Genomic DNA, 25,858 nt, shown 5'->3' on the forward strand with positions numbered 1-25,858 from the left:
ATGAACGGAGCCGGGACGTCAGCTCCGGGTCTTCAGAACCGCCTTCATCACGGCCTTCGCGATGGGGGCCGCGAGGCCGCCGCCGCTGATGTCCTCACGCGAGGTGCCCGCCGAGTCCTCGACGATCACGGCGACCGCGACCGGGGAGCCCTCGGCGGTCTTCGCGTACGAGATGAACCAGGCGTAGGGGCGCTTGGCGTTCTTGTCGCCGTGCTGGGCCGTACCCGTCTTGCCGCCGACCTTGACGCCGTCCATGTTCAGGTCGGCGTTGCCGCCGGTGCCGTTGGTGACGACGCTCTCCATCATCTCCTGGAGCAGCTGCGCGTTCTCCTGCGAGACCGGGCGGCTCATCTCCTCCGGCTCGGTCTTCTTGAGCAGGTCGACGTTGGGGGCGCGCAGCTCGTCGATCATGTACGGCTTCATCAGCTTGCCGTCGTTGGCGATCGCCGCTGTGACCATCGCCATCTGGAGCGGGGTCGTCGCGGTGTTGAACTGGCCGATGGAGGAGAGCGCGTTGCCGCCGCGGTCCGCCTTCTTGTCGTAGACGGAGGCGGAGGAGCGGACCGGGGTGAACTGCTCGGCGTTGAAGCCGAACTTCTCGGCCATCTCGTTCATCTTCTCGACGCCGACGTCGTCGCCGAGCTTCGCGAAGACGGAGTTGCAGGAGATGTCGAGGGCGCGCTTCAGGCTGGCGTTGGCGCAGCCCTGGGCGTGGTTGATCATCTCCCGGTTGGAGAGGGGGATCTTCCAGCCGTCGGGGGTGTCGGTCTTCGCGTCGATGTCCTTGACCTTGCCGTTCTCCAGGGCGGCGGCGGCGGTCACGACCTTGAAGACGGATCCGGGCGGGTAGATCTCACGGATCGCGCGGTTCTGCTTGGGCTTGTTCTTGTCCTTCTCGAGGGCGACCCAGGCCTTCTCGTCCTTGGCGGAGTAGCCGGCGAACGAGGAGGGGTCGTACGAGGGGGTGGAGGCGAGCGCGAGGATCTTGCCGGTGGACGGCTCGATGGCCACGACGGCGCCGGTCTTGTCACCGAGGCCCTCGAAGGCCGCCTTCTGGGCGGCCCCGTTGAGGGTGGTGACGACGTCGCCGCCCTTCTTCTTCTCACCGGTGAACATGGCGAGCGTGCGGTCGAAGAAGAGCCGGTCGTCGTTGCCGGTGAGGATGCCGTCCTCGATCTTCTCGATCTGGTTGGCGTCGTAGGCCTGCGAGGCGTAGCCGGTCACCGGGGCCCACATGGGGCCGTCGAGATACGTGCGCTTGAACTTGTAGAACGGGTCCTTGGAGTCGACGGAGCCGGTGATCGGCTTGCCGTCCACGATGATGTTGCCCCGGACGTTCGCGTACCGCTCGATCTGGACGCGCTTGTTCGACGCGTGGGTGTTCAGCTCGTCGGCGCGGACGAACTGGATCCAGTTGTCCCGCAGCAGCAGGGCGAGGATGAGCAGGCCGCAGAAGATCGCGACCCGGCGCAGCGGCTTGTTCACGGACGGACCACCTGGGTCATCTCGGCGTCGGGGGACGGGGCGGGCGCGGGCGCCGGGCGGCGCGCGGTGTCGCTGATCCGGATCAGGATGCCGATCAGGGCCCAGTTGGCGATCACGGACGATCCGCCGTACGCGAGGAACGGCATCGTCATACCGGTGAGCGGGATGAGGCCCATCACACCGCCGGCGACGACGAAGATCTGGAGCGCGAAGGCGCCGGAGAGGCCCATCGCGAGGAGCTTGCCGAAGGGGTCGCGGGCGGCGAGGGAGGTGCGGACACCGCGCTCGATGATCAGCCCGTAGAGGAGCAGGAAGACCATCACGCCGGCGAGACCGAGCTCCTCGCCGACCGTGGCGAAGATGAAGTCGGAGTTCGCGGCGAAGCCGATGAGGTCCGAGTTGCCCTGCCCGAGGCCGGTGCCGAGGATGCCGCCGGAGCCGAAGGACATCAGCACCTGCGTCATCTGGTCACAGGCGGGGACGGTCTTGGCGCAGGCGAACGGATCGGCCCAGGCGTCCACACGCGCCTGGACGTGGCTCGCGAAGGAGGCCACCCCGACCGCGCCGGCGACCGACATGCCCAGACCCATGACGATCCAGCTGGTCCGCTCCGTCGCCACGTACAGCATGATCACGAACATGCCGAAGAACAGCAGCGAGGTTCCGAGGTCGTTCTCGAAGATCAGGATGAGAAGGCTGATCGCCCAGATCGTCAGGATGGGGCCCAGGTCGCGCCCACGGGGAAGGTAGAGCCCCATGAAACGGCGGCTGGCGAGTGCGAGGGCATCCCGCTTCACCATGAGGTATCCGGAGAAGAACACGGCCAGCACGATCTTCGCGAACTCGCCGGGCTGGATGGAGAATCCGGCGATGTTGATCCAGATCTTGGCGCCGTAGACCGGGGTGCCGAGGCCGGGAACGAGCGGCAGCAGCAGCAGGACGAGGGCCGCGGCCATGGAGATGTACGTGTAGCGCTGCAGGACGCGGTGGTCCTTGAGCAGCAGCAGCACACCCACGAACATGGCGATGCCGATCGCCGAGTACAGCATCTGCTTCGGCGCGTCGGGGCTGAAGCTCCCGAAGTCCCGAATGGACTTCGCGATCAGCCGCGGAGACTGGTCCAGCCGCCAGATCAGCACCAGGCCCATGCCGTTGAGCAGGGTCGCCAGGGGCAGCAGCAGCGGGTCCGCGTACGGGGCCCACTTCCGCACCACCAGGTGCGCGACGCCCGCCAGCAGGGCGAGTCCCAGCCCGTATCCGGCCATGCCGGCCGGGACCTTGCCGTCGATGGCCAGGCCCACGTTGAGGTAGGCGAACACCGGGATGACGACGGCGAACGCCAGCAGCGCCAGCTCGGTGTTGCGGCGGCTCGGCGCTTCGATCGCGCCGATGGTGGTCGTGTTGGTGACAACGCTCATGGTGGTGAAAGGCCCCCTACGGGTGCTTACTGCTTGCCGCAGTTCGAGGCCAGCTTCTGCTCCTCCGCGGTGAGGGTGGGACCCGGGGTCGGAGCGGCTGTGGTGGGCTTGGGGTCGGGGGTGGCGCCGTCGGCCGGCGGCTTGCTCGCCTGGTCGGCCGCCTTCTCGGCGGCGGCACGGCGCTCCGCGGTCTTCTTGCAGGCGGACGCCTGCACGGCCAGCTCGGCGATCTTCGTCCGGGCCTTGGCGAGGCTGCCGCCCGTGATCGTGTCCTCGACCTGCTTCTGCTGGTAGGCGGGGAGGTACTTGAGTTCGATCTCGGGGTGGTCCTTCTCGACCTTCGACAGCGAGACCCAGGCCAGGTCCTGGCTGATGCCCTGGTACAGGGCCACGTGCTGGTCCTTGGACCCGACGAAGTACTGGGTCTGCGTCCAGCGCCAGCCGCCGTAGAGGCCGCCGCCGATGATCGCGAGGACGAGGACGAGGAAGAAGGTGCGCTTGAGCCACTTGCGGCCCTTGCGCGGCTTCACGAAGTCGTCCTCGGTGTACGACTCGAAGGAGCCCTGCGGGGGCATCCCGCCGTAGCCGTGGCCCTCGCCGCTTCCGGGCGGGCCGAACCCGCCGGCGGGCGGCTGCTGGTGCGGGGCGGGGCGGCCGAGTCCCGAGGCCCGGCCGGCCGGGGTCTGCATCGCACCGCCGTCGCTCAGCTGCGCGGCCTGGTTCTCGGCGACGGCGCCGACGATGACCGGGGTGTCGCTGAGGTGGCCGGCGAGGGTGTCGCCGCCGTCGACGTCCAGGACGTCGGCGACGATCACCGTGATGTTGTCGGGGCCGCCGCCGCGCAGGGCGAGCTGGATCAGCTCCTGCACGGTCTCCTGGGGGCCCTGGTAGCTGGCGAGGGTGTCCTCCAGCGTCTGGTGCGACACCACGCCGGACAGGCCGTCGGAGCAGATCAGGTAGCGGTCGCCGGCCCGGACCTCACGGATGGAGAGGTCGGGTTCGACGTGGTCGCCGCTGCCGAGCGCCCGCATGAGGAGCGAGCGCTGCGGGTGGGTGGTGGCCTCTTCCTCGGTGATCCGGCCCTCGTCGACGAGCCGCTGGACCCAGGTGTGGTCCTGGGTGATCTGGGTCAGCACACCGTCGCGGAGGAGGTAGGCGCGCGAGTCGCCGACGTGCACCAGACCGAGCCGCTGGCCGGTCCACAGCAGGGCGGTGAGTGTGGTGCCCATGCCCTCCAGCTGCGGGTCCTCCTCGACCATCATCCGGAGCTGGTCGTTGGCGCGCTGCACCGCCGTGCCGAGCGAGGTGAGGATGTCGGAGCCGGGCACGTCGTCGTCGAGCGTGACGAGGGTGGAGATCACCTCGGACGAGGCGACCTCGCCGGCGGCCTGGCCGCCCATGCCGTCGGCGATCGCGAGGAGCCGGGGCCCGGCGTAACCGGAGTCCTCGTTCCCCTCGCGGATCATGCCCTTGTGCGAACCCGCGGCGAATCGCAGGGACAGAGTCATGCGCACCTGCCCTGTCGACGCTGCATCGGGGTACAGCCGGTCTCGACCCACACTGCCCACCCTCCGGTCGCTCCGGTCACGCCGGTCGCTCCAGTCGCTCCGGTCGGGGCCGCGCCACGGACTGTGGCGGGGACCGTCCCGACTCGCTCGCTCCGCTCGCGCCTATTCATGATGTAGCACTACTTCCGCAGCTCGATGACGGTCTTGCCGATGCGGATCGGCGCGCCCAGCGGAATGGGTGTGGCGGTGGTGAGGCGGGCCCGGTCGAGGTACGTGCCGTTCGTGGACCCGAGATCCTCGACGATCCACTGGCCGTCCCGGTCCGGGTAGATCCTGGCGTGCCTGCTGGACGCGTAGTCGTCGTCCAGCACGATCGTCGAATCGTGGGCCCGGCCCAGCGTGATCGTCTGCCCCTGGAGGGCGACGGTCGTGCCGGTGAGGGTCCCCTCGGACACGACCAGCTTGGTCGGGGCGCCGCGGCGCTGCCGCCCACCGCCCGCGCTCTGCTGGCCGCGCTGCTGCGGAGGCGCGGCGGCCTGCCGCGCCTGCTGCTGGGGTCGCGCCTCCTGGCGCCGCGAACCGCGCTGGGTGACCCGCGTACCGAAGAGGTCGCTGCGGATGACCTGCACGGCCACGATGACGAACAGCCACAGAACGGCCAGGAAACCCAACCGCATGACCGTAAGGGTCAGCTCTGACATTGCCCCCGCTTCACCCTTCGGCTTGCCGGTAAACGATGGTGGTGCTGCCCACGACGATCCGCGAGCCGTCGCGGAGCGTAGCGCGGGTGGTGTGCTGCCCGTCCACCACGATGCCGTTGGTGGAACCCAGATCCTGGATCGTCGAGGGCGTTCCGGTCCGGATCTCGCAGTGCCGGCGGGAGACGCCGGGATCGTCGATCCTCACGTCCGCGTCGGTGCTGCGGCCGAGGACCAGGGTCGGGCGGGAGATCTGATGGCGGGTGCCGTTGATCTCGATCCAGCGGCGGACCTGACTGCCCGCTCCCCCGTGCGTACCGGGGCCGGGGGCCGTGGGACGGCCTCCTGCCGCGGCCGCCGGCCGATGGCCGCCGGGAGGCGGGGAGGCGGGCATGGGAGGCGCGCCGGCCGGGGGGTACCCGTATCCGCCGCGGCCCTGTCCCTGGCCCTGCTGCTGGTGTGGCTGCTGGCCGCCCGCGGGCGGCTGCGGCTGTGACGTACTCGACGCCAGGGTGCGGCTGCGCACGCGGTACAGACCCGTGTCCAGGTCCTCGGCCTTCTCCAGGTGGACCTTGATCGGCCCCATGAAGGTGTACCGCTGCTGCTTCGCGTAGTCCCTGACCAGGCCGGCGAGCTCGTCGCCGAGCTGACCCGAGTAGGGGCTGAGGCGCTCGTAGTCCGGCGCGCTCAGCTCCACGATGAAGTCGTTGGGGACGACCGTCCGCTCGCGGTTCCAGATCTGCGCGTTGTTGTCGCACTCGCGCTGGAGCGCGCCGGCGATCTCGACAGGCTGGACCTCGGACTTGAACACCTTGGCGAAGGTGCCGTTGACCAGACCTTCGAGACGCTGCTCGAAACGCTTCATCACTCCCATGGGGCACCTCCTCCGTCGTTGTCGTCCTGGTACTGCTTACTGATCGTATCCACGCGTCGGGAAATCGGCTGGTTCCCCTTCTCTGCCCTGTGGACGAGTGTCACCTCTCACAGGCTTCCCCCACGGATCGTAGAGGCGGCCTGTGGACAGTGTCCCGCACCCGGCTGTGGGAGCGGGGGCTCGGTCGGTGTCCGCGCGCGGATCGAGCGCGGATTGGGACGTTCCGGGGTCGAACCGGGGCCGGATCGGTGTGATCGGACCGGCGCGAGGCCGGGACGGGCCGGGGCGGGGTGGGGCCGAGCCGAAGCGGGGCCGAGCCGGGCCGAGCCGAAGCGGGCCGGGCCGGGCCGAAGCGGGGCGAGCCGGGCCGGGCCGAGCGGTGGGTGAGAGGGCTGCGGCGAGTGGGCCGGGGCCGGCCCCGGGACTGAGCGGGACGATCCGAGACGGGGACGCCCGGGCACGCGGGTCGGCACGGCCGCGGTCGGCCGGTGTGACACATCCCGCTCCTTCCCGAGTCCGCTCTTCTCCCGGCTCGTCCTCTTCATCCCTCTCCCCGCTCCTCACGGCCCGTGTCCTCTCCGCGCCGACGCACGGCCTTCGCACGGCCCTCCCGCAGCCTTCCCGCACGCGCTGCCAGGACCCTCCTTCCCTCCTCCGTCCGTCTGTCACTCCCTCACCTTGGTCCGGCTGAGCGGAGGCCGAACAACGGATGTGAATCCACGGTCTGCGACGTGCTAATCTTCAGATGTCGCCAGGCGCTCCCACCGAAAAGTGAGAGAGTCCGGAGCACACCCAATGCGCGGGTGGCGGAATAGGCAGACGCGCTGGATTCAGGTTCCAGTGCCCGAAAGGGCGTGGGGGTTCAACTCCCCCCTCGCGCACCATCTCGGGAAACCGAGGAAACGGTCGGCATCGTGATCACGATGCCGACCGTTTCGTTTATCCCCCTGCTGCGCAGGGGTCGTGGAGCCGTACACCGCGGGCCACGGGTGAGGGAACGCGGAAGGGGCCCGGCATCAGCCGGGCCCCTTCCCTTCGTAGCGGGGACAGGATTTGAACCTGCGACCTCTGGGTTATGAGCCCAGCGAGCTACCGAGCTGCTCCACCCCGCGTCGGTGATCCCACTCTACACACGTCCTCACCCGCCCCGTCCCCGCCCGCCATGACCAACGTCACACCGGAGGGCGGGGCGCGGACCGTCCGGACGCGGGCCGGTCCGGAGGCCGAGACTTTTGTCGTCCCGGGGTGCGACGAAAGAGGGACGACCCGGGACCGTGCCGCCGCCTACGGTGCGAGCGTGGACGTTATCTCGAAGTCGGGGGACCGGAGTTCGCACGGGATCGGGGCCAGGCTCGCCGCGTGGTGGGCCTGGTTCGCGGTGCCGGGACAGTGGTCGGGCCGCAGGACCACCGGGGAGCTGGCACTCGCCGGGGTCCTCGCGCTGCTCGGCGCCGGGACCGAGGACCTCCTCGGCGGCGAGGGATGGGTCCTGGCCGCCGTCGCCGCCGGATCGGCCCTGCTGTCCCTGGTGCGCCGCAGACTTCCCGCCAGCGTGCTCGTCCTGACCGCCGGCCTCGCACCCCTCGTGCCCGGCTTCGGACCCCTCCTGCTCGTCGTCGGCTGGTCCTCCGGCCGCTACATCGCGGGAGCGGGGCGCGCGCTCGCCGCGTTCATCCTCGCCTTCGTCGTCAACGTCGGAGCGAGCCTCATCGGCCCCTGGGAAGGGAGCCGGCTGCTCACCATCGCCCTCACGGCGACCCTCTACTACCTGGGCACCACCCTGGCCCCCGGCCTCGCCCACCGGTACTGGACCCAGCGGCGGACCCTGCTGCACGCGCTCCAGGAGCGCAACGCCCAGCTGCTGCGGGAGCGGACCATGGTGGTCGGGCAGGCCCGGCTCCGCGAGCGCCAGCGGATCGCCCAGGACATGCACGACAGCCTCGGGCACCAACTGGCCCTGATCGCCGTCCACACCGGGGCCCTGGAGGTGGACCGGGAGCTGAGCGAGCGTCAGCGCGAGGTCGTCGGCGTCCTGCGGAACGCGTCGGTGACCGCGATGCACGAGCTGCGGGAGGTCGTCGGAATCCTCCGCGACGGCATCGAGGCACCCCACGGCACGGCGGCGGCCCCCGGGGGCACCGCGGACGAGACGGGCCGCGCGGCCCGGGGGATCGCCGGCATCGAGGGGCTCGTCGAGGCGGCGCGGACGGCCGGCACCTCGGTCGGACTGAGACGCTCGGGGGAGGAGCGGTCACTCGCACCGGCCGCCGACCACGCCGCGTACCGGATCGTCCAGGAAGCCCTCACCAACGCCTACAAGTACGCGCCGGGAGCGCCGATCGGCGTCGACCTGCGGTACGAGCCGGACACCTTCGTCGTCGAGGTCCTCAACGAGAAGCCCACCGAGAAGCCCGCGAAGGACGTGGTGAGCGGCGGCCAGGGCCTCACCGGGCTCGCCGAGCGGGCCCGGCTGGTGGGCGGCATGTGCCACGCCGGTCCCGCCGACGGCGGCGGCTTCCGGGTGGCCGGGATGCTGCCGTACGGGGCGGCCCCCCTCGCGGAGGCAGCACCTTTGGTCGATGCGGCCGACGACTTCCGGCAGCAGACTACGAAACCGCTCGTGGGCGATGGTCGTCCGGTCGTGGTCGGACCGGCCGACTGGACATTCACGGAGCGGGAGTTGGCCATGGCGGTGCACGGGGGCCGAGGCAGAAGCACGGGCGGTTCGATCGCGCTGGGCTGCGGGATCGCGTTCGCCGCGCTCGTCCTGCTGCTGGTGGCGGCCGGCTTCGGCATCTACTTCCTGATGGGCTCGCTGAAGGAGGGCATGATCGAGCCCGCGCAGTACGACGCGGTGAAGGTCGGGGCGCCGGAGAAGGAGGTGCGCGGTCAACTCCCGTCCGGGGACACGATCGCCACGGCCGGTCTCAGCGGCAAGGGACCCGCCCAGCCGGAAGGCGCCGACTGCCTGGTCCTGATGTCCTCGGAGGTGAGCGACTCCTTCGAGAAGGAGCCCGTTTTCCGCTTCTGCTTCAAGGACGGCAAGCTGATCGAGAAGAAGTCGTACGAGGTCGAGGCGCGCTAGCGCCGACCCGCCCGTACCGGAGCCGTGGGGAGAAGCTGTGGCAGGGCAGCCCATCAGGGTCGTGATCGCCGACGACGAGCCGCTGATCAGGGCCGGGATCCGGATGATCCTCACCTCCGACCCGGAGATCCAGGTCGTCGCCGAGGCCGCCAACGGCCGGGAGGCGGTCGAGGCGACCCGGGCGCACGCCGCCGACGTGGTGCTGCTCGACATCCAGATGCCGGTCCTCGACGGCCTCTCGGCGCTCCCGGAGCTGCGCCGGGCGGCGCCGACGGCCCGGGTGATCGTGCTCACGACCTTCGGCGAGCGGGACAACGTGCTGCGGACCCTGGAGCACGGCGGTGCCGGGTTCCTCCTGAAGGACACCGCGCCCGCGGAGCTGATCCGGGCCGTGCGGGCGGCTGCGGTGGGCGACGCGTACCTGTCGCCGGCGGCGACCCGGCACGTCGTGGAGCGGCTCGCCACGGGCCGGGAGGCGGCCCGCGCCGAGGAGGCGCGGGGCCGGGTCGCGGGGCTGAGCGAGAAGGAGCGCGATGTGCTGGCGCTGCTCGGCGAAGGGCTCTCCAACGCCGACGCGGGGAAGCGGCTGCACATGAGCGAGGCCACGGTGAAGACCTACGTGAGCCGGATCCTCGCCAAGCTGGACTGCGAGAACCGGGTCCAGGCGGCCCTCCTCGCCCGGGACGCGGGCCTGTAGGAGGACGGCGGCGCGGCTCCGGGAGGGGCGGCGGTGCCGCACCGGGAGGGCGGCCTGTCCGGCCGGCGCGGGGGGCCGGCCGGACAGGCTGTTCGCCGGGTGCGTGGCCGCCCGGGGCGGTTTCGCGGGGGCCCGCCCGGGGCGGTCCGGGAAGGGGTGGAGGATGGCCCGAGGACGGCTTGGGCACGGCTTGGGGAGTTGTCCACAGGTGCTTGTCCACAGGGGGAGACGGCCCCTCGGGTACGGCGGTACCTTCAGGGCCGGATGATGTTGGACGTTCACATCGGGGGAGGGCAGGCCATGGGCGACGACCAGGTCGCCGTGCCGGGACAGCGCGGCACGGACGCAGCACGGCAGGGCGGAGCGGACTCGGACGGCGTGCGCGTGCCCCACGTACCGGGCTTCGCCCGCCGCGCCGCCGTCGGAGGCCGGACCGCCGACTCCGCCGCCTCACCCAAGCAGCGCGGCAAGGCACTCCGCGAGCGCGTCCCGCGCTCCGCCCACGCACGGCCCGCCCTCGCCGCCGACCGCCCCGACGCCGTCCGCGCGGTCGAGGAGTCGAACCGGGACCGCGTCCCCGAACTCGCACCCATACGGGTCGGCAGGATGACGGTGAGCCCCTTCACCTTCCTGCGCGGAGCCGCCGGGCTCATGGCACAGGACCTCGCCGGCACCCCCGTCACCGGGATCGCCGCCCAGCTCTGCGGTGACGCCCACGCGGCCAACTTCGGCCTCTACGGAGACGCCCGCGGCCGCCTCGTCATGGACCTCAACGACTTCGACGAGACCGTCGTCGGACCCTGGGAATGGGACCTCAAGCGGCTCGCCACCTCCCTCGTCCTCGTCGGCCGGGAAGCCGGCGCGAGCGAGGACCTGTGCCGGGCCGCCGCCTTCGACACCGTCGGCGCCTACCGGCGCACCATGAGACTCCTCGCCCGGCTCCCCGCCCTCGACGCGTGGAACGCCATCGCCGACGAGGAACTCGTCTCCCACACCGACGCCCGCGATCTCCTCGGCACCCTGGAACGGGTCTCCGCGAAGGCCCGCAACAACACCAGCGCCCGGTTCGCCGCCCGCTCCACCGAAGCCGTCACCGACCCCGAGGGCGGCGGCCGCCGCTTCGTCGACGCTCCCCCGGTCCTGCGCCGGGTCCCGGACGCCGAGGCCGCCGCCGTCGCCGCCTCCCTCGGCCCCTACCTGGAGACCGTGTCCGAGGACCGGCTGCCGCTCCTCGCGCGGTACGCCGTGCACGACGTGGCCTTCCGGGTCGTCGGCACCGGCAGCGTCGGAACCCGCTCCTATGTCGTGCTGCTCCTCGACCACCGCGGCGAGGCACTCGTCCTCCAGGTGAAGGAGGCACGGGCGTCCGCCCTGCTGCCCCACCTGCCGACCGCCGGATTCACGGTGCCGGAGCCCGTCCACGAAGGCCGCCGCGTGGTGTTCGGGCAGAAGCGCATGCAGGTCGTGAGCGACATCCTGCTCGGCTGGACCACGGTGGACGGGCGCCCCTTCCAGGTGCGCCAGTTCCGCAACCGCAAGGGCAGCGTCGACCCTGCCGCCCTCACCGTCGACCAGGTCGACGACTACGGCCGGATGACCGGGGCCCTGCTCGCCCGCGCCCACGCCCACAGCGCCGATCCCCGCCTGATAGCCGGGTACTGCGGGAAGAACGAGGAGTTCGACGAGGCCGTCGCCGCCTTCGCCGTCTCCTACGCGGACCGCACCACGGCCGACCACGCCGACCTGCTCACCGCCGTCCGCGCCGGCCGCATAGCCGCCGAATCGGGCGTCTGACCCGACCGGTCCGGCTCGGTACGGGTGCGCCCGGCCGATGGTCGGGGCGTCGCCTCGGTGCGGGGAGGCCGCTGTGCGGCTGTGGTGTGCCCGTGGAGGGGGGCGAAGGGGCGCGAGGGGTCGAGGGGCGGGAGGGGGAGGGTGGGGAGGGGGAGGGAGGGGGGAGGCCCCCTCCCGAAGGACCTAGGCTGGGTGGGACGAGCCGGAACGAGGACGTGGGCGGGCGGAGACGTGAGCGTGGACCAGGGTGCGAACGAGGGCCCCGAGAGCGAGCGGCCGCAGGGCGAGCCGTCGCAGGGCGAGCCGTCGCCGGCCGGGGACGAGCGGCCAGAGGCGCGGCTCGAGCGGGCCGTGCGGGTGGCCGAGCAGGCGCTGATCGAGTTCGAGATCGCCGTCGAGACCTTCCGCGTCGAAGTGGACAACTTCTCGCGGCTCCACCACCAGAAGCTCGGCCCGATGTACGCGCGCCTCGACGAGCTCGACGCCCGGATCGCCGAAGCGCGGGCCGCGCGGACCGGTGACCCCGAGGACCTGCGGCGGGCGCAGGAGGCGCGGGCCGCCGTCATGCCGATGCCCGGAGTGGACGAGCTGTTCCACGACTGGATCGACTCGGACGGCTTCTCCCCCGAAGCCGAGGCCATGCTCACCGACCGTCCCGTGCGGCCGCCGAAGCGGGTCCGGCCCAGCGAGGAGGTCCGCAGGCTCTACCGGGAGCTGGCCCGCAAGGCCCACCCCGACCTGGCCCGCGAGGACGACGAGCGGAAGCGGCGCGAGGAGTTCATCACCCGGGTGAACGCCGCCTACGCCCGCGGTGACGAGGCCGCCCTGCGCGAGCTCTCCACCGAGTGGGAGGCCGGCCCCGTGCCGGCCGAGGAGCGGCTCAGCGAGAGCGAGGAGCTGTACGCGCGCCTGGAGTGGCTCGCGCAGCGCAAGGACATGCTGTCGACGCTGGCCCGTGAACTGGAGGAGAGCGCCATCGGCGCGATGCTGCGGATGGCGCCGGAGGACCCCGACCGCCTCCTGGAGGAGATCGCGGAGCAGCTGCTCGCGCAGGTCTCCGAGCGGGAGAGCGAGCTGGCCGGGCTGGTGCAGTAGGTTTTTCCGTGCGTTCGAGATCCCTCGGGCGCCACTGATCGAGAGAAGGCCTGTCCCATGAATTTCTCCCCTCTGCCCTCGGTGGACGCGGCTTCCGTGCCGGCCGATGCCCTGGTGCTGGACGTCAGGGAGGACGACGAGTGGGCGGCCGGGCATGTCGAAGGCGCTCTGCACGTGCCGATGAGCGACTTCGTGGCGCGGTTCGGTGAGGTGACCGAGGCGGTTGCCGAGCGCGGTCGCGCCTATGTGATGTGCCGGGTGGGCGGCCGGTCCGCCCAGGTCACGCAGTACCTGGTGCAGCAGGGCTTCGACGCGGTGAACGTCGAGGGCGGCATGCTCGCCTGGGACGGTGCCGGGCGTCCGATGGTGACGGGCACCGGAAGCCCGGCCTTCGTTCTCTGACGTCCTTCGGGGCTCCCGGCCCGGCTCCGACGCTCCGGGGCTCCCAGAGTGCCTCTCCCGGGTCTCAGTCGAGGGGATGGGCGGCCAGCAGGTCGCCCAGGGCTTCCTCGTGGGCCGCGGCGGGGCCGAGGGACAGCTCCAGGTGCTTGGCCCAGGCGTGGAAGCGGTGCAGCGGGTAGTCGGTGTCGGCGCCGAAGCCGCCGTGCAGGTGCTGGGCCGTCTGCACCACCCGTCGTACGCCCTCGGAGGCCCAGATCTTCGCGACGGCGATGTCCCCTTCGGCGGGGAGTGCCGCGTCGGCCCCGCTGGAGAGGCGCCAGGCCGCCTGCCAGAGGGTGACCTCCATGGCACGCAGGTCGATGTAGCGGTCGGCGGTCTGGACGGCGACGGCCTGGAAGGTGGCCACGGGGTGGCCGAACTGCTCCCGCTTGCCCGTGTACTGGCTCGTCATGGTGAGGACGGCCTCGCCGAGGCCGAGGGCGAGCGCGCAGGTGCCGGTGGTGAGGAGTCCGCGGAGCCGGTCCCAGGCCCCCTCGGCGTCGATGACGTCGGCGGCGTCGAGGCGGACGGCGTCGAGCCGTAGCTCCGCGAGGAGTTCGCCGCTGGTGGAGTACTGGGCGGTGAGGGTCAGGCCGTCGTGTGCGCGGGGCAGCAGGGCGAGGACGGTGGTGTCGTCGGCGGTGTGCGCCGGTACGGCGATGAGGTCGGCGCCGTGGGCCCAGGGGACCGCGGTCTGCAGGCCGTCGAGGACCCAGGCGGTGCCGTCGCGGCGGGCGGTGACGGCGCGTTCGGCCGGGTCGTGGCCGGTGCGTCCCTGAGCGGCTGCCGTGAGGACGAGTTGGCCGCGGCTCACCCGGGGGAGCAGGTCGGCGGCCGTCTCGGGGGGTGCGTACCGGTCGATGGTGTGGGCGACGGCGCTGGTCTCCAGGAGGGGGACGCGGGCCAGGACGCGGGCCGATTCGCGCAGGACGAGGCAGAGGGCGACGGGGTCGAGGCCGCCGCCTCCGTGCTCCGGGGAGAGGGTGAGGCCGAGGAGGTCGGCGGCGGCGAGGCGGGACCAGAGCGGTCGGTCGAGGTCCTCGGACACGGCGCCCGCGGTGAGGGCGGGGCTCGGTACGGCGTCCGGTGCGACGTCCGAGAAGACCGCCTTGGCGGCCTCGACGGCCGCCTGCTGCTCTTCGGTGAAGGTGAAGTCCACTGCCCTGCCCTCCCGTTGTGCCCCTGCTGATCCTGACGGTTCGTCAAGATAGAACAGGTTCTAGTGGAAGGGAATGCCGGCGCCGCGGTTGGTCCTGGCGGGGCGCCGGCGTCCTGCGTCAGCGGTCGAAGTCGAGTTCCACGTCGGGGGTGACCGGGTGGGACTGGCAGGCCAGGACGTAGCCCGCGTCGGTCTCCTCCGGTTCCAGTGCGAAGTTGCGGTCCATGCGGACCTCTCCGCCGACGAGGAAGGCGCGGCAGGTGCCGCACACTCCGCCCTTGCAGGCGTACGGGGCGTCCGCGCGGGAGCGGAGGACCGTGTCGAGGAGGGTCTCGCCGCGGTCCACCGGCCAGGTGCCGGAGCGGCCGTGCAGTGTCGCGGTCAGGGTGGCGTGCGCGGGGGTGTCGGCCGGGGCGACCGGGGAGGGTGCGGAGCCGTCGTCGACGTGGAAGATCTCCTGGTGGATACGGCCGCGGTCGACGCCGAGTCCGCGCAGGGCCTGCTCGGCGCCCTGGACGAGTCCGAACGGGCCGCAGAGGAACCAGCCGTCGACGGTCCCGACGGGCAGGAGCGAGGGCAGGAGCGCGGTGAGGCGCTCGCGGTCGAGGCGGCCGGACGGGAGGCCGGCCTGCTGCTCCTCGCGGGAGAGGACGGTGACCAGCTGGAAGCGGTCGGGGTATCGGTCCTTCAGGTCGGCGACCTCGTCGAGGAACATCGTGGACGCGGCGGTGCGGTCGCTGCGGATCAGGCAGAACCGTGCCTCGGGCTCGCGGGCGAGCAGGGTGGCCGCGATGGACAGGACCGGGGTGATGCCGCTGCCGCCGACGACGGCGGCGAAGCGGCCGGGGCGCGGGGTGAGGGAGAAGCGGCCGGTCGGTTCCATGACCTCGACGAGGTCGCCGACGGCGAGTTCCTTGAGGGCGTACGTCGAGAAGGCGCCGCCGTCGACGAGTCGGATGCCGACGCGCAGGACGGGAGGTTCGCCAGTGGGGGTGGCGGGCGCGCAGATCGAGTAGGTGCGGCGGATCTCCTCGCCGTTCCCACCGGTGCGGCGGAGCGCGAGGTGCTGGCCGGGGAGGTGGCGGAAGGTCTCGTGGAGCTCGGGCGGGACGGCGAAGGCGACCGCAACGGAGTCGTCCGTGAGTCGTTCGGCCTCGCTCACCCTGAGGGGATGGAACCCGGCCCGTCCGCCGGCCCGGGCGCCCACGCCTGAGGACTCCATCTACAGCTCCTTGAAGTGGTCGAACGGTTCGCGGCAGGCGGCGCAGCGGCGCAGGGCCTTGCACGCGGTGGAGGAGAAGCGGCTGAGGAGTTCGGTGTCGGTGGAGCCGCAGTTCGGGCAGCGGATGGCCAGGGTCAGCGGGATCGGGCCGTCGGCCGGGCCCTGGGGGCGCGGGGGTGCGACGCCGAACTCGGCGAGTTTGCGGCGGCCTTCCTCGCTGATGTCGTCGGTGGACCAGGCGGGGGCGAGGACCGTGACGACGGAGACTTCCGGCACTCCGTGCTCGTGGAGGGCGCGCTCGATGTCGGAGGACATGGTCTCGACGGCGGGGCAGCCGGTGTACGTCGGGGTGAGGGCGACCTCGACCCGTCCGGGGCCGGTGACGTGGACGCCGCGCAGGACGCCGAGTTCCGCCAGGGTGAGGACGGGGAGCTCGGGGTCGAGGACGGCGCCGGCGATCCGGCTCAGTTCCTCTTCGAGGGCGGTCATGGTCACCATGTCGCCCCCGGGTGGCTGCGGTGCAGGTGCTGCATCTCGGCGAGCATCCGTCCGAAGGACTCGGTGTGGAGTCCCTGCCGACCGGCGCCGGCGGCCCAGGCGCCGGTGCGGGGTCCTGCGGGGACGGTGAGTGTGGCGCGGCCGAGGACGTCGGTGACCGAGGCCAGCCAGGCGCTCTCCATGGCCGTGTGGTCCACGTCGATGCCGTCGACGGGCTGGAACAGTTCGCCCGTGTAGCGCCAGAGGGCGTCGCAGGCCTGCTGCATCCTGCGGTGGCTCTCGTCGGTGCCGTCGCCGAGGCGGAGGGTCCACTGCTCGGCGTGGTCCCGGTGGTAGGCGACCTCCTTGACGGCCTTGCCGGCGAGGCCGGTGAAGGGGCCGTCGCCGGCGGCCAGCTGCCCGTACAGGAGGTGCTGGTAGGTGGAGAAGTAGAGCTGCCGGGCGATGGTGTGCGCGAAGTCGCCGTTCGGCTGCTCGACCAGCTGGGTGTTCCGGAAGGAGCGCTCCTCGCGGAGGTACGCCAGTTCGTCCTCGTCGCCGACGAGGGAGAGCAGGACGCGGGCCTGGCCGAGGAGGTCGAGGGCGATGTTGGCCAGGGCGACCTCCTCCTCCAGGACGGGGGCGGAGCCGGCCCACTCCCCCAGGCGGTGGGAGAGGACGAGTGCGTCGTCGCCGAGGGCGAGGGCGGCACCGGTGGTCGCGGTGGTGGGGCCGGTGGCCGGGGTGGTGCTCACAGGTGCTTCACCCCCTCGGGGATCTCGTAGAACGTCGGATGGCGGTAGGGCTTGTCCGCGGCCGGTTCGAAGAAGGGGTCCTTCTCGTCGGGCGAGGAGGCGGTGATGTCGGCGGAGGGGACGACCCAGATCGACACGCCCTCGCTCCTGCGGGTGTACAGGTCGCGGGCGTTGCGCAGGGCCATCTCCGCGTCGGGGGCGTGGAGACTGCCCGCGTGGGTGTGGGACAGTCCGCGGCGGGAGCGCACGAACACCTCCCACAGCGGCCAACCGTCGCTCGTCATGCCTGTGCCTCCCCGTGCGTGCCGGTGTGCTGGTGCTGCTGGGTGCGGTGCGGGTCCGCGTCGTGCTTTCGGGTGCGGTGCTTCTCCGCGTGGGCCGCCGCGGCCTCGCGGACCCAGGCGCCGTCCTCGTGGGCCTGGCGGCGGCGGCTCAGCCGCTGCTCGTTGCAGGGGCCGTTGCCCTTGAGGACGTCCCAGAACTCGGTCCAGTCGATGGAGCCGAAGTCGTGGTGTCCGCGCTCCTCGTTCCACCGGAGGTCGGGGTCGGGGAGGGTGAGCCCGAGGGCCTCGGCCTGGGGCACGGCGATGTCGACGAAGCGCTGGCGCAGTTCGTCGTTGGAGTGGCGCTTGATCTTCCAGGCCATCGCCTGGGCGGTGTGGGTCGACTCGTCGTCCGGGGGGCCGAACATCATGAGCGAGGGCCACCACCAGCGGTCCACGGCGTCCTGGGCCATGGCGTGCTGGGCCTCGGTGCCGCGGGAGAGGGCGAGCAGTGCCTCGTACCCCTGGCGCTGGTGGAAGGACTCCTCCTTGCAGACCCTGACCATCGCGCGGGCGTACGGGCCGTAGGAGCAGCGGCAGAGCGGGACCTGGTTGGTGATCGCGGCGCCGTCGACGAGCCAGCCGATGGCGCCGACGTCGGCCCAGGTCAGGGTGGGGTAGTTGAAGATCGAGGAGTACTTCTGGCGGCCGGAGTGGAGCTTGTCGAGCAGCTCGTCGCGGCTGGTGCCGAGGGTCTCCGCGGCGCTGTACAGGTACAGGCCGTGGCCGGCCTCGTCCTGGACCTTGGCCATGAGGATGGCCTTGCGGCGCAGCGAGGGCGCGCGGGTGATCCAGTTCGCCTCCGGCTGCATGCCGATGATCTCGGAGTGGGCGTGCTGCGCGATCTGGCGGACGAGCGAGGCGCGGTAGGCCTCGGGCATCCAGTCGCGCGGTTCGATCCGCTCGTCGGCGGCCACTGCGGCGTCGAACACGGCCTCGTGGGCGGCCTGCTCCGCCGCCACGGCCGCGTCCGACACACCGGGCGCGCCCGTGGTCCCTGCCGTCCCTGCCGTCACTGCGGTCATCGGACTCCCTACCGACCGATCGTTCGGTTGAATGACTTCAATGGTGAGTCGGCGGCCCGTATGGTGTCAACCCTGTGGATAACCGGGGTGGGCCGATCGGGATCGGGGCGGGATGGACGGATACGTCGAGAAGGGCGCCGCGGACGCGGACGACGGCCGTCCGAGACCCCCGGCCGACCCGCTGACGGAGGCCCCCGAGGCCGCGACGGAGGCACCGGACGGGGCCCCCGGGCCCGCACCGGAAACGGCCGCCGCTCCCACCCCGGACGCGGCCGCCGCTCCCACCCCGGACGCGGCCGCCGCTCCCACCCCGGATGCGGCCACCGCGCCCGCACCGGAGACTGCCGCCGTTCCCGCCCCTCACCCGGCACCCGCCGCCCCGCGCGAGGGGGGCGGGATCATGGCCCTGTCGATGCCCTACCAGGTGGTCCTCGCCGTGGCGCTCGCCGTCGTCGGCGTCTTCGCCTGCGTCCATCTGGCGATGGTGTTCCTGCACGTCGCGCCGTCCAACACGCTCACCAAGCGGCACGGCCAGGCGGTCGACGACTGGATCTATCCCGAGTTCGAACAGAACTGGAAGCTCTTCGCGCCCAACCCGCTCCAGCAGAACGTCTCCGTCGAGGTGCGCGCCGAGCTCGCCGACGGGGCCGGCGGTCGCCGCACGACCGGCTGGATCGACCTGACCGCCGAGGACGCCGCGGCCGTCCGGCACAACCCGATGCCCAGCCACGCCCAGCAGAACGAACTCCGCAGGGCCGTGGACTTCTACCTCAACTCGCACACCGAGGACCACGCCCCCAACGGCATGCGCGGCCGGCTCTCCGAGGAGTACATGCGCCGGATCGCCATGCTCCGCCTCGCCGACCGGCCGGGAGACGTGCGGCGGATCCAGCTGCGCACCGTCACCCGGGCGGTCCCCGCCCCCCGGTGGAGCACCGAGAAGACCGACACCGCCCCCTCCTACCGCGACTTCCCGTGGTGGCGGGTCACCGACGCCGACCGGCCCACCGGGGCCGACCGGAGCCGCGCGGCGGCCGGCGCGAGCCGTCCGGAGGCGGACCGATGACCGCCCCCGGCCCCGCTTCCTCCTCCGCCCCCGGCCCCGCCCCGGCGCCCTCCTCCGGCGGCACGCCCGCGCGTGGCCGAGCCCGCGAGCCCTTCGACCGCACGCTCGCCCGCGCCGTCCAGAACGTCACCGCCCACGCCCTCGGCCCGTACCAGACCGCGATCGTGCGCATCGGCTTCTCGCTGACCTGGCTGGTCTTCCTGCTGCGCGAGCTGCCGTTCCGCCACGAGCTGTACGGCCCCGACGGGCCCTGGTCCTGGGAGATGGCCCGGCGGCTGATCGCCGACAACCGGTCCTTCACCGTGCTCATGTGGTCGGACGGCCGGCTCTGGTTCGAGTGCGTCTACGGGCTCGCCGTGCTCTCGGCCGTCCTCCTCCTCGTCGGCTGGCGCACCCGCGCCGTCTCCGTGGTCTTCATGGTCGGGGTGTTGTCGCTGCAGAACCGGTCCGTCTTCGTGGGGGACGGCGGCGACAACGTCCTCCACCTGGCCGCGATCTACCTCGTGCTGACCCGCTGCTCCCGCGTGTGGTCGCTGGACGCCCGGAGGGCCGCCCGGGAGGCCCGCGCGGCGGACGCGGGCGAGCCGCTTCCCGAGGACCGCGTGGGCCCCCTGCTGTGGACGGTGCTCGGGGGCTTCCTCCTCGCCACCACCTGGTTCAGCGAGATCACCGGCGAGTGGTGGCTGCCGGTGCTGCTGTGGGTCCTGTGGCTGGGGAACGGCCTGTGGTGGCTCGTCCGCCGGTACGCGCCCGGGGAGCCGCGCACCCTGCTCGACGCCCTCGCGAACCTCGCGCACAACGCCGCCCTCGTCGTGATCATGGCGGAGGTCTGCCTGATCTACGCCACGGCGGGCTGGTACAAGATCCAGGGCTCGCGCTGGCAGGACGGCACCGCGTTGTTCTACCCGCTCCACCTCGACTACTTCACGCCCTGGCCCGCCCTCTCCGAGCTGCTCGGGAGCAGCGGGGTCATGGTGATGCTGCTGACCTACGGCACGGTGATCGTGCAGGTCGCGTTCCCGTTCACGCTCTTCCACCGCAAGGTCAAGAACGTCCTGCTCGTCGTGATGATGCTGGAGCACGCCGGGATCGCGGTGCTCCTCGGACTGCCGGTCTTCTCCCTCGCGATGATCTCCGCGGACGCCGTGTTCCTGCCGACGGCGTTCCTGGTGGCGCTCGGCGCACGGGCCGCGCGGGCCGGGGACCGGCTGCGGCGGCGGACGCCCGAGGGGGCGCTGCCCGAGCAGCGCCGTAGGGGTGAGGAGCACGGTCCCCGTACCCTCGTCGGGTGAGCACCACCGAAGAGACGGCAGCGCCCGAGGCGTCCGAGCCGGTCCAGTACGACGAGGGCTTCGGCACCGAGATCGGCGTCGGGCCGCACCCCGAGCCGTGGCCCGAGGGCGAGCGGTACGACCCCGAGCTGCTCGCCGGCGGTGACCGGCGCAACGTCGTCGACCGCTACCGGTACTGGACGCGGGAGGCGGTCGTCGCCGACCTCGATACCCGGCGGCACGACTTCCACGTGGCTGTGGAGAACTGGGGCCACGACTTCAACATCGGTTCGGTGGTGCGGACGGCCAACGCCTTCCTCGCGAAGGAGGTCCACATCGTGGGCCGGCGGCGCTGGAACCGCCGCGGCGCCATGGTCACCGACCGCTACCAGCACGTCCGGCACCACCCGGACACCGAGTCGCTGACCTCGTGGGCGGCGGCCGAGGGCATCCCCGTCATCGGGATCGACAACCTGCCGGGGGCGGTGCCGCTGGAGCGGACCGTGCTGCCCCGCCGGTGCGTGCTGCTCTTCGGGCAGGAGGGCCCCGGGCTCACCGAGGAGGCCCGCGCCCATGTGGAGATGGTCTGCTCGATCGCCCAGTTCGGCTCGACGCGCTCGATCAACGCCGGAGCGGCCGCGGCCGTCGCCATGCACGCCTGGATCCAGCGCTATGCGGAGATCGAGACGCCGTAGGGCGTGAGAGCCCCCGGGGCCGTGGACGACCCCGGGGCCGTGCACGAGTCCCGCGTGGAGGCTCTCCGGAGCCTCCACGCGGGCGGGTGCCTCAGGCCTGGCGGCGGACCTCCACCACCCGGAAGCGGTTGGAGACGAAGGCGCCGTCGCACAGCGCGGCGTTCGCCGCCGGGTTGCCGCCGGAGCCGTGGAAGTCGGAGAACGCGGCCGTCTGGTTCACGTACACCCCGCCCGTGAGGTTCAGCGAGAGCTGGGCCGACTCCTCCAGGCAGACCTCCTCCACCGCGCGCTCGACGTCCGGCGAGGTGGTGTAGGCCCCGACCGTCATCGCGCCCTTCTCGCGGACCGTGCGCCGCAGGAGCTCCAGGGCGTCGGCGGTGGAGTCGACCGAGACGGCGAACGAGACCGGCCCGAAGCACTCCGAGAAGTACGCGGCCTCGGCGTCCGGCTTGGAGCCGTCCAGCTTCACCACGACCGGCGTACGGACCACCGCGTCCGGGTACTCCGGGTTCACGACCTCACGGGAGGCGAGCGCCACCTCGCCGAGGCCGGCGGCCGCCTCCAGACGCGCCTTCACGTCCGGGTTGACCAGGGCGCCCAGCAGGCCGTTCGCCCGGGCGTCGTCGCCGAGCAGGCCGCCGACCGCCGAGGCGAGGTCGGCGACGACCTCGTCGTACGACTTGGGGCCCTGGTCGGTGGCGATGCCCTCGCGGGGGATCAGCAGGTTCTGCGGGGTGGTGCACATCTGGCCGCTGTACAGCGACAGCGAGAAGGCCAGGTTGGCGAGCATCCCCCGGTAGTCGTCGGTCGAGTCGACCACCACCGTGTTGACGCCGGCCTTCTCGGTGTAGACCTGGGCCTGGCGGGCGTTGGCCTCCAGCCAGTCGCCGAAGGCGGTCGAGCCGGTGTAGTCGATGATCCGGATCTCCGGGCGCACGGCCAGGGTCTTGGCGATGCCCTCCCCGGGCCGCTCGACGGCGAGCGCGACCAGGTTCGGGTCGAAGCCGGACTCGGCGAGCACCTCGCGGGCGACGCGCACGGTCAGGGCCAGCGGGAGCACCGCGCGCGGGTGCGGCTTGACCAGGACCGGGTTGCCCGTGGCGAGGGAGGCGAACAGGCCCGGGTAGCCGTTCCACGTGGGGAAGGTGTTGCAGCCGATGACCAGGGCGATGCCGCGGCCGACCGGGGTGAACTCCTTGCTCAGCTCCAGGGGCGGGCGCTTGCCCTGCGGCTTGGACCAGTCGGCCCGTCCCGCGGGGGTGCGGGTCTGCTCCGCGTACGCGTAGGCGACGGCTTCGAGGCCGCGGTCCTGGGCGTGCGGGCCGCCGGCCTGGAACGCCATCATGAACGCCTGGCCGCTGGTGTGCATGACGGCGTGGGCGAACTCGTGGGTGCGGGCGGAGATCCGGGCGAGGATCTCCAGGCAGACCAGGGCGCGGGTCTCGGCCCCGGCGTCGCGCCAGGCGGCCGTGCCGGCGCGCATCGCGGGGAGCAGGACGTCGATGTCGGCGTGCGGGTACTCGATGCCGAGCTCCGGGCCGTACGGCGAGGTCTCGCCGCCGGTCCAGCCGTCCGTGCCGGGCTGGTCGAGCTCGAACCGGGTGTTCAGCAGGGCCTGGTGGGCGGCGAGGCCGGCCGCCGCGTCGAGCGAGCCGTCCTCGCCGTACGCCTTCGGGTGCTCGGGGTACGGCGACCAGTAGGCGCGGGTCCGGATGGTGTCGAGCGCCTGGTCGAGCGTGGACCGGTGCTTCTCGGCCAGACGGTCGGTGGTCGGCAGAGCGGTGGCCATGGGTGGACCAACTCCTCGTCGAGCTGGGCAGGGAGACACGTACGGAGTTAGAGTAACCGAACGATCGGTCGGGACAAGGGGGCCTGTCGATCCTGTGGAGAACCCATCGGGGAGGATCACTCCTATGAGCGCCAACGTGACCGTCAGGGGGAGCGACGACGTGACCGCCAGTGAGCCTGCCGCCGCCGTGGAAGCGACCGGGACCGCGGCGGAGGCCGCGTCCGGACCGGTCCCCGAGCCCGTCGGGCGGGACCGCACCGTCGCCGTCGTCGGCACCGGCACCATGGGGCAGGGCATCGCCCAGGTCGCCCTGGTCGCCGGCCACCCCGTGCGCCTCTACGACAGCGCCCCCGGCCGCGCCGAGGAGGCCGTGGCCGCCCTCACCGCGCGCCTCGACCGGCTCGTCGAGAAGGGCCGGCTCGACGCCACCGCGCGCGAGGCGGCGATCGGACGCCTGCACGCCGCCGGGGACCTCGCGGAGCTCGCGGACGCGGCCCTCGTCGTCGAGGCGATCGTCGAGCTGCTGCCCGTCAAGCAGCAGCTCTTCGCCGACCTGGAGAAGGTCGTCGGCGACGACACCGTCCTCGCCACCAACACCTCCTCGCTCTCCGTCACCGCCATCGCCGGAGGCCTGCGGCTGCCCGGCCGGTTCGTCGGACTGCACTTCTTCAACCCGGCGCCGCTGCTCCCCCTCGTCGAGGTCGTCAGCGGCTTCGCCACCGATCCGGACGTCGCCACGCGCGCGTACGAGACGGTGAAGGGCTGGGGCAAGACCCCGGTCAGGTGCGCGGACACCCCCGGATTCATCGTGAACCGGGTCGCCCGCCCCTTCTACGCGGAGGCGCTGCGGGTCTTCGAGGAGGGCGCCGCCGATCCGGCCACCATCGACGCGGCCCTGCGCGAGTGCGGCGGCTTCAGGATGGGCCCCTTCGAGCTCACCGACCTCATCGGCCAGGACGTGAACGAGGCCGTCACCCGCTCCGTCTGGGAGTCCTTCCACCAGGACCCCAAGTTCACGCCCTCGCTCGCCCAGCGGCGGCTGGTGGAGTCGGGGCGGCTCGGCCGCAAGACGGGCCACGGCTGGTTCTCGTACGCGGACGGCGCCGAGCGGCCGGCACCCCACACGGCGGCGCCGGCGGAGGCGCCGAAGCGGATCGTGGTCCAAGGCGACCTCGGCCCGGCCGAACCGCTGATCGGGCTCGTCGAGGAGGCCGGGATCACGGTCCGCCGCAAGCGGGGCGAGGGCCACATCGTGCTGCCGGGCGGCGGCAGGCTGATGCTCGCCGACGGCGACAGCTCCTTCGAGTTCTTTCCCGAGGAGATCGTCTACTTCGACCTCGCCCTCGACTACGCGCGCGCGAGCCGGATGGTGCTCTCCACCGGACGGCGCACCGCGCCCGAGACACTCGCCGAGGCCGTGGGACTCTTCCAGGCGCTCGGCAAGCAGGTCTCCGTGATCGGCGACGTGCCCGGCATGATCGTCGCCCGCACGGTCGCGATGCTGGCCGACCTCGCGGCCGACGCGGTCGACCGGGGCGTCGCCACCGCCGAGGACGTGGACACGGCGATGCGGCTCGGGGTGAACTACCCCGCCGGACCGCTGGAGTGGGCGGAGAAGCTGGGGCACCGGCGGGTCTGCGACCTGCTGCGGGGCCTGCACGAGCGCTACCCGACGGGCAGGTACGGACCGAGCCAGGCCGTCGCCCGCCGGTGCGCCGACGCCGATGCGGAGGACGCCCGATGACCACCGCCAAGCGCGACACGTACACCCCCGAGACGCTGCTCTCGGTGGCCGTGCGGGTCTTCAACGAGCGCGGCTACGACGGCACGTCCATGGAGCACCTCTCCAAGGCGGCCGGCATCTCCAAGTCGTCGATCTACCACCACGTGTCCGGCAAGGAGGAGCTGCTGCGGCGGGCGGTCAGCCGGGCGCTCGACGGGCTCTTCGCCGTCCTCGACGAGCCGGACGCCGGACGCGGCCGGGCCGTCGAGCGGGTCGAGTACGTCACGCGCCGCACGGTCGAGGTGCTGATCGCGGAGCTCCCCTACGTGACGCTGCTGCTGCGGGTGCGCGGCAACACCGGCACCGAGCGGTGGGCCATGGAGCGGCGGCGCGAGTTCGACCACAGGGTGGCCGACCTCCTGAAGGCGGCCGCCGAGGAGGGCGATCTGCGGGCCGACGTGGACATCCGGCTCGCGACCCGGCTGCTCTTCGGCATGATCAACTCACTCGTGGAGTGGTACCGGCCCCACCCGGATTCCGCGGAGCGCGAGCAGCTCGCCGAGACCGTCGCCCACCTGGCCTTCGACGGGCTCCGGACGGCCCGCTGAGAGGCCGCCCGGGGGCGTACGGCTCCCGGGGGGCCCGCCCGCCTTCCGGGGGCGGGCTCAGGCGTGCGGGTCGGTGTTGAGGTCCGTCTCCTCGAAGACCAGCAGCGTGCGCGTGGACAGCACCTCGGGGATCGCCTGGATGCGGGTCAGCACCAGCTCCCGCAGCGTCCGGTTGTCCGGCGTGTGCACCAGCAGCAGGACGTCGAAATCACCGCTGACCAGCGCGATGTGCGTGGCGCCCGGCAGCGCGCCGAGCTGCTCGCGGACCGTGCGCCAGGAGTTCTGGACGATCTTGAGCGTGATGTAGGCGGAGGCGCCGTGGCCCGCCCGCTCGTGGTTGACCCGGGCGCTGAAGCCGCGGATCACCCCGTCGTCGATGAGCCGGTTGATGCGCGCGTAGGCGTTGGCCCGGGAGACGTGCACCCGCTCGGCCACGGAGCGCACCGAGGCGCGGCCGTCCGTTTGCAGCAACCGCAGGATGTCCCGGTCGATCGCGTCCAGCGGGCGTGCCGGAAGCGCGCCCGTCGGCGTGCCGATCGGGGCGCTCAGCGTCTCGCCGGGCACCTCGCTCCCCGTCCCGCGGGGCTCGCCGCCCGTGTCGCCGTCCGGAGCCCCGCTCCGGTCGACGGCCATTTGTTCATCCGCCATGT

The 25,858-nt window shown here is 72.3% G+C and carries 23 protein-coding genes and 2 tRNA genes; 11 read left to right on the forward strand and 14 right to left on the reverse strand.

The genetic code is table 11. The features are described from left to right. Positions 1 to 18 precede the first annotated feature (18 nt). From ACY0MR_RS18750 to ACY0MR_RS18770, 5 genes are all read right to left on the reverse strand, one after another. A complete protein-coding gene (locus ACY0MR_RS18750; RefSeq protein WP_392045639.1) occupies positions 19 to 1,485 on the reverse strand; it encodes a peptidoglycan D,D-transpeptidase FtsI family protein in 1,467 nt (488 codons plus the stop codon). Continuing rightward, positions 1,482 to 2,903, reverse strand: coding sequence for an FtsW/RodA/SpoVE family cell cycle protein (locus ACY0MR_RS18755; RefSeq protein ID WP_392045642.1), 1,422 nt, complete (start codon positions 2,901 to 2,903; stop codon positions 1,482 to 1,484). Before ACY0MR_RS18755 ends, ACY0MR_RS18750 begins: the two co-directional genes overlap by 4 nt. Positions 2,904 to 2,929: 26 nt before the next feature. Further along, positions 2,930 to 4,411, reverse strand: a complete 1,482-nt coding sequence (locus ACY0MR_RS18760) for a Stp1/IreP family PP2C-type Ser/Thr phosphatase (RefSeq protein WP_361847427.1) — start codon at positions 4,409 to 4,411, stop codon at positions 2,930 to 2,932. Positions 4,412 to 4,590: 179 nt separating this feature from the next. Continuing rightward, on the reverse strand, positions 4,591 to 5,112 hold the full coding sequence (locus ACY0MR_RS18765) for an FHA domain-containing protein FhaB/FipA (protein ID WP_473554210.1): 522 nt from the start codon (positions 5,110 to 5,112) through the stop codon (positions 4,591 to 4,593). A gap of 10 nt (positions 5,113 to 5,122) precedes the next feature. Continuing rightward, positions 5,123 to 5,983, reverse strand: a complete 861-nt coding sequence (locus tag ACY0MR_RS18770; RefSeq protein WP_388802038.1) for an FhaA domain-containing protein — start codon at positions 5,981 to 5,983, stop codon at positions 5,123 to 5,125. Positions 5,984 to 6,780: 797 nt separating this feature from the next. Between ACY0MR_RS18770 and ACY0MR_RS18775 the strand changes: the two genes are divergently transcribed. Then, a tRNA-Leu gene (locus ACY0MR_RS18775) sits at positions 6,781 to 6,867 on the forward strand. 154 nt (positions 6,868 to 7,021) lie between these two features. Here the strand turns inward: ACY0MR_RS18775 and ACY0MR_RS18780 are convergent. After that, positions 7,022 to 7,095, reverse strand: a tRNA-Met gene (locus ACY0MR_RS18780). Between the two features lie 50 nt (positions 7,096 to 7,145). Between ACY0MR_RS18780 and ACY0MR_RS18785 the strand changes: the two genes are divergently transcribed. The 5 genes from ACY0MR_RS18785 to ACY0MR_RS18805 all read left to right on the forward strand — a co-directional run bounded on the left by ACY0MR_RS18785 (position 7,146) and on the right by ACY0MR_RS18805 (position 13,056). After that, positions 7,146 to 9,068 carry a sensor histidine kinase gene (locus tag ACY0MR_RS18785; RefSeq protein ID WP_473554211.1) on the forward strand — a complete coding sequence of 641 codons (1,923 nt, stop codon included), beginning with the start codon at positions 7,146 to 7,148 and terminating at the stop codon, positions 9,066 to 9,068. A gap of 37 nt (positions 9,069 to 9,105) precedes the next feature. Then, positions 9,106 to 9,765, forward strand: coding sequence for a response regulator (locus tag ACY0MR_RS18790; protein WP_148003380.1), 660 nt, complete (start codon positions 9,106 to 9,108; stop codon positions 9,763 to 9,765). Between the two features lie 300 nt (positions 9,766 to 10,065). After that, positions 10,066 to 11,559, forward strand: a complete 1,494-nt coding sequence (locus ACY0MR_RS18795; RefSeq protein ID WP_473561839.1) for a DUF2252 domain-containing protein — start codon at positions 10,066 to 10,068, stop codon at positions 11,557 to 11,559. A gap of 231 nt (positions 11,560 to 11,790) precedes the next feature. After that, positions 11,791 to 12,654, forward strand: coding sequence for a J domain-containing protein (locus ACY0MR_RS18800; RefSeq protein WP_473554214.1), 864 nt, complete (start codon positions 11,791 to 11,793; stop codon positions 12,652 to 12,654). A 57-nt stretch (positions 12,655 to 12,711) separates the two neighbouring features. Then, positions 12,712 to 13,056 (forward strand): rhodanese-like domain-containing protein, encoded by a 345-nt coding sequence (locus tag ACY0MR_RS18805; RefSeq protein ID WP_055599075.1) that lies wholly within the window; start codon positions 12,712 to 12,714, stop codon positions 13,054 to 13,056. A 64-nt stretch (positions 13,057 to 13,120) separates the two neighbouring features. On the opposite strand, the gene ACY0MR_RS18810 is transcribed toward ACY0MR_RS18805, so the two are convergent. The 6 genes from ACY0MR_RS18810 to paaA all read right to left on the reverse strand — a co-directional run bounded on the left by ACY0MR_RS18810 (position 13,121) and on the right by paaA (position 18,056). Next, positions 13,121 to 14,254: an acyl-CoA dehydrogenase family protein gene (locus tag ACY0MR_RS18810; RefSeq protein WP_388802030.1), complete on the reverse strand. Its 1,134-nt coding sequence runs from the start codon at positions 14,252 to 14,254 to the stop codon at positions 13,121 to 13,123. Between the two features lie 118 nt (positions 14,255 to 14,372). Then, positions 14,373 to 15,476, reverse strand: a complete 1,104-nt coding sequence (locus ACY0MR_RS18815; protein ID WP_473554217.1) for a 2Fe-2S iron-sulfur cluster-binding protein — start codon at positions 15,474 to 15,476, stop codon at positions 14,373 to 14,375. Then, positions 15,477 to 15,974, reverse strand: a complete 498-nt coding sequence (paaD, locus tag ACY0MR_RS18820; protein ID WP_388802024.1) for a 1,2-phenylacetyl-CoA epoxidase subunit PaaD — start codon at positions 15,972 to 15,974, stop codon at positions 15,477 to 15,479. It lies immediately after the preceding gene. Continuing rightward, positions 15,968 to 16,708: a 1,2-phenylacetyl-CoA epoxidase subunit PaaC gene (gene paaC / locus ACY0MR_RS18825; protein WP_388802021.1), complete on the reverse strand. Its 741-nt coding sequence runs from the start codon at positions 16,706 to 16,708 to the stop codon at positions 15,968 to 15,970. Before paaC ends, paaD begins: the two co-directional genes overlap by 7 nt. Further along, entirely contained in the window at positions 16,705 to 16,992 is a 288-nt protein-coding gene (gene paaB / locus ACY0MR_RS18830; protein WP_148003385.1) for a 1,2-phenylacetyl-CoA epoxidase subunit PaaB, read from the reverse strand. The genes paaC and paaB overlap by 4 nt, the downstream gene beginning before the upstream one ends. Then, entirely contained in the window at positions 16,989 to 18,056 is a 1,068-nt protein-coding gene (gene paaA / locus ACY0MR_RS18835) for a 1,2-phenylacetyl-CoA epoxidase subunit PaaA (protein ID WP_473554221.1), read from the reverse strand. The genes paaB and paaA overlap by 4 nt, the downstream gene beginning before the upstream one ends. Before the next feature lie 112 nt (positions 18,057 to 18,168). Here paaA and ACY0MR_RS18840 point away from each other — a divergent pair, with 112 nt between their 5' ends. The 3 genes from ACY0MR_RS18840 to ACY0MR_RS18850 are packed head-to-tail and all read left to right on the forward strand — an operon-like array spanning position 18,169 to position 21,088. After that, positions 18,169 to 19,122 carry a DUF5819 family protein gene (locus tag ACY0MR_RS18840; RefSeq protein ID WP_473554223.1) on the forward strand — a complete coding sequence of 318 codons (954 nt, stop codon included), beginning with the start codon at positions 18,169 to 18,171 and terminating at the stop codon, positions 19,120 to 19,122. After that, the gene (locus ACY0MR_RS18845; RefSeq protein ID WP_392867865.1) at positions 19,119 to 20,414 is read left to right on the forward strand and encodes an HTTM domain-containing protein; all 1,296 of its coding nucleotides are present in this window, start codon (positions 19,119 to 19,121) and stop codon (positions 20,412 to 20,414) included. The genes ACY0MR_RS18840 and ACY0MR_RS18845 overlap by 4 nt, the downstream gene beginning before the upstream one ends. Further along, entirely contained in the window at positions 20,411 to 21,088 is a 678-nt protein-coding gene (locus tag ACY0MR_RS18850; RefSeq protein WP_148003386.1) for a TrmH family RNA methyltransferase, read from the forward strand. The genes ACY0MR_RS18845 and ACY0MR_RS18850 overlap by 4 nt, the downstream gene beginning before the upstream one ends. A 91-nt stretch (positions 21,089 to 21,179) precedes the next feature. Here the strand turns inward: ACY0MR_RS18850 and paaN are convergent, their stop codons facing one another. After that, positions 21,180 to 22,877 carry a phenylacetic acid degradation protein PaaN gene (gene paaN / locus ACY0MR_RS18855; RefSeq protein WP_392867869.1) on the reverse strand — a complete coding sequence of 566 codons (1,698 nt, stop codon included), beginning with the start codon at positions 22,875 to 22,877 and terminating at the stop codon, positions 21,180 to 21,182. Positions 22,878 to 23,001: 124 nt separating this feature from the next. On the opposite strand from paaN, the gene ACY0MR_RS18860 reads away from it, so the two are divergent. After that, entirely contained in the window at positions 23,002 to 24,621 is a 1,620-nt protein-coding gene (locus ACY0MR_RS18860) for a 3-hydroxyacyl-CoA dehydrogenase (RefSeq protein WP_473554227.1), read from the forward strand. Next, a complete protein-coding gene (locus ACY0MR_RS18865) occupies positions 24,618 to 25,208 on the forward strand; it encodes a TetR/AcrR family transcriptional regulator (protein WP_388802003.1) in 591 nt (196 codons plus the stop codon). The genes ACY0MR_RS18860 and ACY0MR_RS18865 overlap by 4 nt, the downstream gene beginning before the upstream one ends. A 57-nt stretch (positions 25,209 to 25,265) precedes the next feature. On the opposite strand, the gene ACY0MR_RS18870 is transcribed toward ACY0MR_RS18865, so the two are convergent. After that, positions 25,266 to 25,856 (reverse strand): Lrp/AsnC family transcriptional regulator, encoded by a 591-nt coding sequence (locus ACY0MR_RS18870; RefSeq protein WP_361853534.1) that lies wholly within the window; start codon positions 25,854 to 25,856, stop codon positions 25,266 to 25,268. Positions 25,857 to 25,858 lie beyond the last annotated feature (2 nt).

Source organism: Streptomyces sp. JN8, assembly GCF_055808075.1.

What these genes read in the sequence shown, in the direction of transcription:
- ACY0MR_RS18755 (WP_392045642.1), bottom strand. Translation starts at nt 2,903, where the DNA reads ATGAGCGTTGTCACCAACACGACCACCATCGGCGCGATCGAAGCGCCG.
- ACY0MR_RS18760 (WP_361847427.1), bottom strand. Translation starts at nt 4,411, where the DNA reads ATGACTCTGTCCCTGCGATTCGCCGCGGGTTCGCACAAGGGCATGATC.
- ACY0MR_RS18765 (WP_473554210.1), bottom strand. Translation starts at nt 5,112, where the DNA reads ATGTCAGAGCTGACCCTTACGGTCATGCGGTTGGGTTTCCTGGCCGTT.
- ACY0MR_RS18770 (WP_388802038.1), bottom strand. Translation starts at nt 5,983, where the DNA reads ATGGGAGTGATGAAGCGTTTCGAGCAGCGTCTCGAAGGTCTGGTCAAC.
- ACY0MR_RS18785 (WP_473554211.1), top strand. Translation starts at nt 7,146, where the DNA reads ATGACCAACGTCACACCGGAGGGCGGGGCGCGGACCGTCCGGACGCGG.
- ACY0MR_RS18795 (WP_473561839.1), top strand. Translation starts at nt 10,066, where the DNA reads ATGGGCGACGACCAGGTCGCCGTGCCGGGACAGCGCGGCACGGACGCA.
- ACY0MR_RS18805 (WP_055599075.1), top strand. Translation starts at nt 12,712, where the DNA reads ATGAATTTCTCCCCTCTGCCCTCGGTGGACGCGGCTTCCGTGCCGGCC.
- ACY0MR_RS18815 (WP_473554217.1), bottom strand. Translation starts at nt 15,476, where the DNA reads ATGGAGTCCTCAGGCGTGGGCGCCCGGGCCGGCGGACGGGCCGGGTTC.
- paaD (WP_388802024.1), bottom strand. Translation starts at nt 15,974, where the DNA reads ATGGTGACCATGACCGCCCTCGAAGAGGAACTGAGCCGGATCGCCGGC.
- paaB (WP_148003385.1), bottom strand. Translation starts at nt 16,992, where the DNA reads ATGACGAGCGACGGTTGGCCGCTGTGGGAGGTGTTCGTGCGCTCCCGC.
- paaA (WP_473554221.1), bottom strand. Translation starts at nt 18,056, where the DNA reads ATGACCGCAGTGACGGCAGGGACGGCAGGGACCACGGGCGCGCCCGGT.
- ACY0MR_RS18840 (WP_473554223.1), top strand. Translation starts at nt 18,169, where the DNA reads ATGGACGGATACGTCGAGAAGGGCGCCGCGGACGCGGACGACGGCCGT.
- ACY0MR_RS18845 (WP_392867865.1), top strand. Translation starts at nt 19,119, where the DNA reads ATGACCGCCCCCGGCCCCGCTTCCTCCTCCGCCCCCGGCCCCGCCCCG.
- paaN (WP_392867869.1), bottom strand. Translation starts at nt 22,877, where the DNA reads ATGGCCACCGCTCTGCCGACCACCGACCGTCTGGCCGAGAAGCACCGG.
- ACY0MR_RS18860 (WP_473554227.1), top strand. Translation starts at nt 23,002, where the DNA reads ATGAGCGCCAACGTGACCGTCAGGGGGAGCGACGACGTGACCGCCAGT.
- ACY0MR_RS18865 (WP_388802003.1), top strand. Translation starts at nt 24,618, where the DNA reads ATGACCACCGCCAAGCGCGACACGTACACCCCCGAGACGCTGCTCTCG.
- ACY0MR_RS18870 (WP_361853534.1), bottom strand. Translation starts at nt 25,856, where the DNA reads ATGGCGGATGAACAAATGGCCGTCGACCGGAGCGGGGCTCCGGACGGC.